Here is a 9,830-nt window from a genome sequence, read left to right as displayed (position 1 = left end):
GCTGCTGCGCGGCGGCGGCCGGGCGCGGCTGCAAGCCCGCGCTTAGCAGCGCTGCGGCGGCGCGCCGCGGCCTTCCTGCCGGCAGGCTTGCGCGGCACGCCAGCACCGGTACCCGCCTGGGCGCGTGCAGTGCGATTGGCTGGCTTGGCGGCTGCACGCTTGGTTCCGGTGGTTCCCGTAACCATCAGAACGCCTTGGCCTTGAAACGCTGCCGGGTGAGTACCCCGTGGCTTACCTGTCACCTTGGCTTCCGTGTGCCCGGTCCGTTTCGCTACTCTCATGGCATTCCCTCCCTTGGCATGCACGAGGAGCGCCGCTGCACAAAGCGCCGGAGCCTCCTTCCAGCTCCGGCGCAGGGGATTTCGGGTCCCATGGGGCACCTCACAGCGGCAGCATCAGGCGCATGATGTTATGGCAGTTGTCCCTTCATGCGGACTGCAGCTTCCTGCAGCGATTCGAAGGTCCCTGCATCGCTCCAGTATTTTTGCAAAATGTCGTACTCCAAGCCTCCAGCAGAGGCATAAATATTATTGACATCCGTAATTTCAAGCTCTCCGCGTGCAGACGGCGCGATGCCCCCAATCAGGTTGAATACATGATCATCGTACATATAAATTCCGGTCACACAGTAGGAGGTTTTTGGCTCGCTTGGTTTCTCCTCAATGTACGATATGCGTTCCGGATGCTTCACATCAAACACGGGCACACCGTAACGTCTGGCATCATCCACTTCTTTCAGCAGCACACGTGCCGTCCCTGACGGCTGATGCACATAGCGATCAACGTAAGGTTTCAGATCATCACTGAACAGATTGTCACCCAGCAGCACCACAAACTTTTCCCCTGGAAGAATAAAAGACTTTGCCAAATCCAGTGCTTCGGCAATGCCTCCCGCCTGCTCCTGAATCCGGTATGTCAACCGGACACCAAGGTCGGCTCCGCCACCCAGATATTCCGTGTACAGCCCTGCCGAATGTTTGCCCATCACAATCAGAATATCTTCAATCCCCGCCTGACGGAGTCTGTCGATGCCATACACAATCATCGGATGTTTACCGACCGGAAGCAGATGTTTGTTAATCAACCGCGTCAGAGGATAGAGCCGCGTTCCCGTTCCGCCAGCAAGAATTACACCTTTCATTCCACATTCCCTCCCTCATCGGATGTCTCAATATATTCAAGAGGATCGACATGCCATTTATGAATAAAAATCGAGCGATTGCGCTCAAGCAACTGCTTCCAGGCAGCCGGATCCGTCTTCTGGAAACTCGCGCTGCCTTGATGATGCACAAGCACATCCCTGCATACAAGCAGCCGATATCCTTGCATGCGAGCCCGGTAACAGTAATCATCATCCTCATAATGTCCCGGGGAATAAGCCTCGTCAAGCAAGCCGATGGACGTCATGACATCCCGCCGAAACAACATGCACAGTCCAACGATGCGGCTGACTTCCTTCCACCTGTTCGGATCAGAAACATTGTTGGCTTCCGCCAGTTTCTGAAATTCTTCCATGCTCCCGAAATCCAGATCAACTTGCTGAATACCGCTTGCATAATTCGTGACAGGACCCGTGATACCGATGTTTGCTTCACTGTACAGTCCGGTACGAAGATTTTCGAGCCACCGCGGAGTCACGGTGACATCGTTGTTCAGCAGCAGCAGCTCATCACCGCATGCCGCACGGAGCCCAGCGTTACAGGCAGCAGGGAAGCCGCGATTTTCCGGCAATCGGACAAAACGAACTCGCTCCCTGGCACAATAGGCAGCCGTACCATCGACAGAACCGTTATCCACAACCACAATCTCATACGGTGTACGGGCTCCGGTATGCTCCCGGATCGCATCAATGCATGGCTTCAGCAGGTCCAGTCCGTTATACGTCGGAATAATGATACTTGTCAGTGTCATCGGGCGTTCCTCCTGTAAGCCACTTCGGTCCGGGATAATGTCCGCGAATCCGCCTCATGCCCTGCCCCTGCCATCCAGGTTGCAATCGCCTCCAGATGGTCCCCGATGATCAATCCGGCGACTTCATTACCGCTGCCTGTATTGGTTGTACGCAGGCGATTGGAGCGAATCACATCCACCTGGCAGGGTGCCGTTACGTTCAGACCGTGCCGGATCGCCATGGCCTGCGCCTTCGGCGGTACAGCAAGTGATTCAGGCTTAACGGTCTGGATCATTTTGCGAGACAGGGCATGCGGGACGGCCGTCAGGGAATTGGATTCCAGGTCCGGCCTGCCCAACGTACGGTTGAGATAGGCCTTGATTCGGCTCACTTCATCCTGCCGGGCAAACGGCGGCAGCAATGAGGACAGATTGTTCAAGGCCACATCGCTTCCCCGGTCAACTGCATACAGGAAAGGGGCGAGCTGTTCTGCCGGAAGCACCATGTCCCCGTCCACAAAGAGGATCGCTTCCGCTTCGGTCATTTTGGCTCCAAGTGCACGGCCTACATCATGTCCTGCCCGATCCGGCTCATACACAAGGGTTATACCGGACTCGGCCAGTACTAGATTCAGGCTGTCATCTGTTGTTCCGTTCAACACGACAATGATATCCTTCAGCGGCAAGCGTTTTAACTGTGCCATTACTTTGCCGAGTGTCCGTTCTTCATTGCACGCACAGACAACGGCAGCAGCCGAATGATGAAGGGGCACCGGAACGATATCCACCGGATATCCTGCAGCATGTACGTAACCTTGCATATATGCTTTCCCTGCCTGCATGGCAGCTTCATAGCTTCCGGTATTTCCCGAGATGGACTGCCAGTGTTCACGCCAGGAATGACGTGCATGCTCGGCAGTCATCGCTCTATTTTCAGGCGCATCAAGTCCGGCTTGATATCCCGACTTCCAGATTGCATTCAGATTTAGCCCTGGTCCTTTGGCTGCCGAACCATTCGGCCGTCTTCTCCCCGGCTTTTTCCGTCTTGATGCCAGCTGTCTTTTCATCGTCCGACGATGGCGGACAGCCCTCGTACGTCCCTTCATTTTCTCACCTCCAGCATTTTGCATCATTCGATCCTGACGCTCCCGGGCAAGAGGTTGGGATGAATTAACCCTGGTATATTTTTATCCTGCCGCCTGGAAGTCGCTTGTTGGATGGGATGCAAAATACTCACCTCGTCAGGCAGCGAACACGCTGCAGATCGGAATATCCTCCGCGTGGACCGAGCTTGTCGGTTATCCACCTGATCGCTGTCAGATGATCATTCAGCACCACTTGGCTCAGCGGATCCGGCCCGCTTCGCCGTTTTACGCGAACCGCATTCATTTTACCTACAGGCACATGATGAACGGCACGTACCTCCAATCCACTTGAGACTGCTTTGGCAAGTGCAAGCGGAGGGGCCTCCAGCGAATGGATGCCGACAGCATCAAGTGCCCTGCGACTTAATGCATGCGGAATGGCTGTCATTGAAGCTCCCTGCAGGTCCGGTCTGGCCAGGATGCTGTTCAGGACATGCTTGGCCTCCACGACCGGATGCACAGGGAAACGTGTAACGGGACCGTCATAATCGTTAAGCGCAACATCTGTCCCTTTCAATATAGCCTGCACATAGGGAGCGAGCTGTTCTGCGGGAATCGGTATATCCGCATCCGTGAACAGCAGGACCTTCCCGCGGGCTGCCGCTGCACCCATTCGTCTTCCTGTATCATGGCCCAGCGCCTCGGTGTACAAGAGCACTCTCGCGCCTGCCGCCTGTGCCGCTGCTGCTGTGCCATCCGTTGATCCGTTAACAACAGCAATCACTTCGGAATCCCTGCAGATTCGAAGTGCCTGACGGATGACTCTGCCAATCGTCTTTTCTTCATTCATCGCCGGAATAATGACCGAAAGTGTAGGGATGTGCGGATTCGTCTCCTCCTGTGGTGTAGGAATGACGTATCTGTGAGCCTTGTTGCTATTTCTTATCACCGACTTGACACGCCGTTTGTTCAACGGTTTCCTCTTTCGGGACACGGGTTTGGCGGCTGAATGAACGGTACTGCGACGATGTTGCAAAACTGTCACCTCCCTCCCAAAAAAATACACAACATGCCAAGGGAGTACACGTTATTCTATGTATTCATGGAGTAGTGGAAACGGCGTTTGTCCTTGAATTGCTCAAGCTTCTGTCAGGAAAAATAATTCTTCACCCCTGTCTTTCAGGCATCATTCCTCTGTAATGCTTATACGCTACCCGGCTTCCATCTTATAAAAGGATCAGGCCGATACAGAAACAAAAGCGGTGTCCCGGGACCATACCGGGAACCGCCTTTGTCCGTAAAGTCATGACAATCATTTTGTGTTTCTTGTCTCTACAATGGTTATTTTCTGGCTCTTCTTAATTAAATGGAAGGTCCGGCTGCAATCCAGGACAACAAGCCATAGGTGTGCTTGCAACCTGCGGTCCGGTAAACTTCCAATACCGCTTCATCTTCACTCTGGGACAGCAATGACACCTGGAACCCCCGGTCATTACTCATTCCTACAATTACGTAGTGTTCTGATGCAAATGATTGCTCAAATGCTACGGTCACCTCAACGCATTCTTCATTTTCAGGCAGAATAAAAGCCTCCATGCCGAACTGCTGAACAACAGGCTGACGGCTTACACTGCGAACAGGCTGGAATGACAGGTGTTCAGGTTCCACTGCTCCATGCTGCAATTGGCTGCTTCCGACAATTCCATCGCTCAGATGCTCCTGCTTAACCGATTGCTCACTCAGCTTGAACTCCGCAGTTTCACTGATCTCTTGTGCATATTCAGGCTCTGGCTGCTGTAGCTGTGGCTGGACCGTGTCAGCTGTAGTTAATGAATCTGGCAATGATTCTTCAAGCTCGTTAACTTGCGATGGCTGATCTGGTTGCTGCCCCAAGTCCTGAACTGACGTCTGGAGAGTCTGTGTTTCGTTCAGATCATCGCTTGGGGGTTGCACGACAACTGCCGGCTGTGATGGCGCTGCAGCCTCACTTCCTTCTTGAAGCAATGCCTCTTGTCTTTTGATCGCTGCCAGCTGTTCCAGCGTTTCTCCACTGAACTGACGAATCGCATTCCAGATCTCTTCGCTCAGATGGGCCGGACCAACAATTCCCGCATTCAAGTGATTGGAGGTAATGCTTTGGTCACTCAGTTTGCTGCTGGTTACACTGCCGTCGGCTAGTTTGGCAGTCGTTACGGATCCATTCTGCAGATGAATTCCGCTTACCAATTCCTCTTCCAAATGGATTGTGCGAATACTGCGTTCCTGAATATGATCAGCAAGGATCGTTCCATCCTGAATATGTCGAGAATGTACACTTTTGTCTGTCAAGTGGATCGCCGATACCGTACCTTCAAGCAATTTACTGCCGTTTACACTGCCATCAGCCAGTTTCGCGCTCGTTATGGAACCATTGTGCAGGTGAATGGCACTTACCGATTCCGCTTTCAGGTGAGAGATCCCGATGCTGCGCTCTTGAATATGGTCCGCATGAATGGCTTTCTCTTGGATATGGCGGGATTGCACACTTCCATTTGCGATATGAACATCTGACACCGCATTTTCAAGCAATTTGCTGCCGCTGACGCTGCCATCGGCCAATTTGGCACTCGTTACAGATCCATTTTGGAGATGAACCGCACTTATTGCTTCCTCTTCCAGATGAGACGTGCCGATACTGTTCTCCTGAATATGGTCAGCAAGGATCGCGCCTTCCTGGATATGCCGGCTTTGCACACTTTCCGGTGCAATATGAATTCCCGATACGGTATCTTCGAGCAGCTTGCTGCCGTTTATGCTGCCATCGGCCAGTTTGGCACTCGTTACGGACCCATTTTGCAGATGAACTGCACTTACCGACTCTTCTTCCAGATGGACTGTGCCAATGCTGCGCTCCTGAATATGCTCGGCATGGATGGCATCTGCCTGAATATGCTCGGATTGCACACTTTCCGCGGCGATATGAATCCCGGATACCGTACCTTCGAGCAGCTTGCTGCCATTTATACTGCCATCGGCCAATTTGGAACTCGTTACAGCCCCATTTTGCAAATGGATTGCACTTACCGACTCTTCTTCCAAATGTGCAGTGCCAATGCTGCGCTCTTGAATATGATTAGCAAGGATGGCTCCCTCCTGAATATGACGGGATTGCACACTATCCTCTGCAATGTGGATATCCGATACCGCTCCTTCAAGCAGCTTGCTTCCATTTACGCTGTCGTCAGCCAATTTGGCACTTGTTACGGACCCATTTTGCAGATGAATTGCACTTACTGCTTCCTCTTCCAGATGAGGTGTGCCGATGCTCCGCTCCTGAATATGGTCAGCAAGGATGGCTCCTTCTTGGATATGGCGAGACTGCACACTTTCGGATGCAATATGAATTCCCGATACCGCATTTTCGAGCAACTTGCTTCCATTTACACTGTCGTCAGCCAATTTGGCACTTGTTACGGATCCATTTTGCAGATGAATTGCACTTACTGCTTCCTCTTCCAAATGGAATGTGCCGATGCTCCGCTCCTGAATATGATCAGCATGGACTGCACCTTCCTGAATATGCCCGGAGTGCACACTTGCGGGTGCAATATGGCTCTCTGATACCGTACCTTCGAGCAATTTGCTGCCGTCTATACTACTGTCCGCCAGCTTGGCACTCGTTACAGATCCATTTTGCAAATGGAACTCACTTACCGATTCCTCTTCCAGATGAGTTGGGCCAATGCTGCTCTCTTGAATATGATCCGCATGGATGGCTCCCTCCTGGATATGACGGGACTGCACACTTTCGTCTGCAATATGGATCGCATCCACCGTTCCTGCGGCTAATTTGCTGCCATCTACACTGCCACTCGCCAATTTGGAACGTGTTACGGATCCTTCCTGCAATATAATCGTACTTACCGCTTCTTCTTCCAGGTGAGACGTTCCGATGCTGCGTTCTTGGATATGATGGGGCAGAATCTCACCATCTTGAATATGACGGGAATGTACAGCTCCTTGCTGCAGGTGAACAGCACTTGTCGACTCTGCCTGAAGATGCAGGCCACTGATCAAGCCTGGTTGAAGATGGGCTGCAGTGATGGATAACGGTGCCAGGTGGTCTGTTTCGACAGATCCCGGAGCCAGGTGATGCGATGTAATGACCTGTTCGGCAATATGCTCCGCATGAATAATGTCTGGCTTCAGATGCTGTGAGTTCACAACGTGATCACCCAGATGGTCAGACTTCACACTGCCGTCTGCCAGATGCTCGGATTGCACAATGGATGGCTGAAAATGCTCACTGCTTATGGCTGCCTTTTGCAACTCTGTCCCTGATACGGAGTCAGCTGTCAAATGGTCGGCAGTGACCGAACCATGCCGCAGTTTGCTGCCTGTAATACTGCCATCGGCGAATAATTCCGGTGAACGTATCTCCTCCGACAAATGTTCCAGGGATACGGCATGCTGTTTCAGGTGATAGCCGCGTATGGTTCCTGCTGGAATATGTTTGGCGATAATGCTTTCAGCCATAATCTTGGAAGAAGTCACACTGCCGTCTGCCAGTTTGGCTGACGTGACAGCAAAATCCGCCAGTTTATCCGTGGCAACACTCTCTGGTGAGAGCTTTGGTGAGGTAACCGAATGATCTGTCAGATGAGGCGGAAAAACGGACCCTCCAGCCAGCTGGGCCGAAGTTACACTACCGGGAGCTAATTTGTCGGTTGTGACTGCTGCCCTTGCAATGGCCTCTGTTTCAACACTGCCCGGTTGAAGGTGTGGGACACCTACTGCATGTTCCGTCAGATGCTCCGATTTCACGGCATAAGGTCTCAGGGCCTCGGACCCCACGCTTCCCGGAGCCAGATGTGTACCCGTGACACCACCACCCGCAAGATGCGAGGATGCAACACTTCCCGGAGCAAGCGCTCTGCTGCTAACCGATGCCGTTCCAAGTTTTTCTGCTGTCACACTTCCGTCTGCGAGCTTGACGTCTGTCACTGCAGCATCCTGTAACTCAAATGTACCCACCGCCGCCTCAGCCAGATGCCGCTCGGATACCACGCCATCTGCGAGCGCTTCTCCGGTTACACTACCGGTGGACAGATGAGTTACCTCGATGCTTCCACTTGCAATATGAATGGAGTGAATCGCGGAATTGTCCACATGTACCGGCGTGATTCCCCGATTGACGATATGTTCCGCACGAATGGACCCTTTGGCAAGGTGTTTGCCCTGCACAGCTTCATCTGCAATTTTGGAAGCAATGACACTTTGGTCTGAAATCTTGGAAGCCGTAATCGACTGCTCCAGCAATTTTGCTGTTCCAACCGACTGGTCCGCAAGTTTACTGCTGGTTACAGCTCCCTCCGCCAAATGCTCACTGCCCACTTCGCCTTTGCCAAGCTGCTCTTTCCCCACAGCCTGAGCGCGAATCTGGTTCGAACCGATGGAACCATCCAGCAAGTGTTTTCCACTGAGTGAACCCTCAGCTAAATGTCTGGTTTGTATCGATCCATCCTCAATCTGGTCACTTCCGATACTGCCAAAGGACAGTTGTGAACGGCCGACAGACCCTTCTGCCAGATGAGTCTGTTTAACGGCGCCTGCCTGTATATGGTGAGACTCGATCGATTGTTCTTCAATTTTGCTGCCCGTAACAGCACCTTCACGAATTTTGGATGTAGTCACCGCATCGTCGGCCAATTTGGACGTATGCACAGCGCCTCCCGTGAGATGCCGTGTATCCACGCCGCTAATCGCAATTTTGTCTCCGGTTACGGCATGATTCTTGATTAAATCTTCCGTGACCAGCATACGACTGAGATGTCTTGTACCGATGGATCCGTCGGCAATTTTGGCTGAATCGATTACCTGGTTGCCAAGCTTCTGCGAGGTAATGCTGCCATCTCTGATTTTCTCGCCGGCAATGGAAGCATTGCGCAATTTATTTCCGGATACAGAGCCGTCAATGAGATGCTCATCGGATACAGAAGCTTCTGCCAGTTTGGCGGAAACAATTGCCCCATCTGCAATGTGAATGCTGGTCACTGCGTAATCCTGCAATGCTTCACTGCCGACCGCACCCGGTTTCAGCTTGGATTCATCCACAGAGAACGGAGCCAATTTGCTCTCCGTCACCGCAAAATCACTCAGATCATCTGTATAGATGTAGTGTCCGGTATGACCCGGCATCTGGTTCTGGTTCAGGACCTCCAACCGGTCCCTGCCTGTGGTCTCCTGCTTGTTGATGCTCTGCTCTTCCAGAGCAAGAGAAGCCACGCTGCTGACCTGAATCTGCTTTTCCGAGCTATCGTCCGTCTGGGCTTCCTTGCTATCCGATTCTACGGGTTCGGGTTCGACCGTTTCATCTGGGATATCCAGATCTTCCAGCTCGTTCATGGAAGCAGGGAGTTCCGTTGATTCGTATAGGAATTCTTCCGATGCCTGATTAGCTATGGTATTTATGCGCTCTTCCCTATTCTGGGTGGAACCTGGGTTCAATGTGCCTGCACGGCGTTCGGTCAGTTCCAGTTCTTTAAACTTGGGGCTCACATGCCGCAGTTTCGGCGTAGGAACCTTCTTGTTGCCTTTTTTACTCATGCAGCTTGCTCCTTCCTCTAACGTTCGTCTCCGGCATCATATGCTTCGATATGGGCATCTGCCACTTCAAATCACGACTTTTGCCGATAACGTTGGATGGATGTGCAAGTCAAAATGCGAACAAGGTACCTGTCCATGGGAAATAGGCTGTACTCGGCTATAGATGAAAGGCGGCTGTCCACGCCCCCGATCCAGCAATGTCATACGATACTATATAAGCATTTAGTACAAATCCGTAAAATAACTACCTATCCGCACCACAAGTTGCAC

Annotated in this window: 6 protein-coding genes; all 6 read right to left on the bottom strand. The window is 52.2% G+C overall.

What is annotated here, in order from left to right:
* On the bottom strand, window positions 1–281 hold a 281-nt coding region (locus HP552_RS34730), incomplete at its 3' end, for a hypothetical protein (protein WP_217506616.1).
* Between the two features lie 128 nt (window positions 282–409).
* Window positions 410–1,141, bottom strand: coding sequence for a sugar phosphate nucleotidyltransferase (locus HP552_RS31430; protein WP_175399285.1), 732 nt, complete (start codon window positions 1,139–1,141; stop codon window positions 410–412).
* On the bottom strand, window positions 1,138–1,911 hold the full coding sequence (locus tag HP552_RS31425; protein ID WP_175399284.1) for a glycosyltransferase family 2 protein: 774 nt from the start codon (window positions 1,909–1,911) through the stop codon (window positions 1,138–1,140). Before HP552_RS31425 ends, HP552_RS31430 begins: the two co-directional genes overlap by 4 nt.
* The gene (locus tag HP552_RS31420; protein ID WP_246311140.1) at window positions 1,908–2,996 is read right to left on the bottom strand and encodes a glycosyltransferase family A protein; all 1,089 of its coding nucleotides are present in this window, start codon (window positions 2,994–2,996) and stop codon (window positions 1,908–1,910) included. Before HP552_RS31420 ends, HP552_RS31425 begins: the two co-directional genes overlap by 4 nt.
* Before the next feature lie 127 nt (window positions 2,997–3,123).
* Window positions 3,124–4,011 (bottom strand): glycosyltransferase family 2 protein, encoded by an 888-nt coding sequence (locus HP552_RS31415; RefSeq protein WP_175399283.1) that lies wholly within the window; start codon window positions 4,009–4,011, stop codon window positions 3,124–3,126.
* A 326-nt stretch (window positions 4,012–4,337) separates the two neighbouring features.
* Window positions 4,338–9,560, bottom strand: a complete 5,223-nt coding sequence (locus tag HP552_RS31410; RefSeq protein ID WP_175399282.1) for a WIAG-tail domain — start codon at window positions 9,558–9,560, stop codon at window positions 4,338–4,340.
* Window positions 9,561–9,830: the final 270 nt, after the last annotated feature.

The sequence above is a fragment of the Paenibacillus xylanilyticus genome, assembly GCF_013359935.1.
GTDB classification, from domain to species: Bacteria; Bacillota; Bacilli; order Paenibacillales; family Paenibacillaceae; genus Paenibacillus; species Paenibacillus xylanilyticus.
The sequence above is the reverse complement of the archived record's forward strand: the minus strand, read 5'-3'. Positions and strand labels throughout refer to the sequence as shown.

What these genes read in the sequence shown, in the direction of transcription:
- HP552_RS31430 (WP_175399285.1), bottom strand. Translation starts at nt 1,141, where the DNA reads ATGAAAGGTGTAATTCTTGCTGGCGGAACGGGAACGCGGCTCTATCCT.
- HP552_RS31425 (WP_175399284.1), bottom strand. Translation starts at nt 1,911, where the DNA reads ATGACACTGACAAGTATCATTATTCCGACGTATAACGGACTGGACCTG.
- HP552_RS31420 (WP_246311140.1), bottom strand. Translation starts at nt 2,996, where the DNA reads ATGAAGGGACGTACGAGGGCTGTCCGCCATCGTCGGACGATGAAAAGA.
- HP552_RS31410 (WP_175399282.1), bottom strand. Translation starts at nt 9,560, where the DNA reads ATGAGTAAAAAAGGCAACAAGAAGGTTCCTACGCCGAAACTGCGGCAT.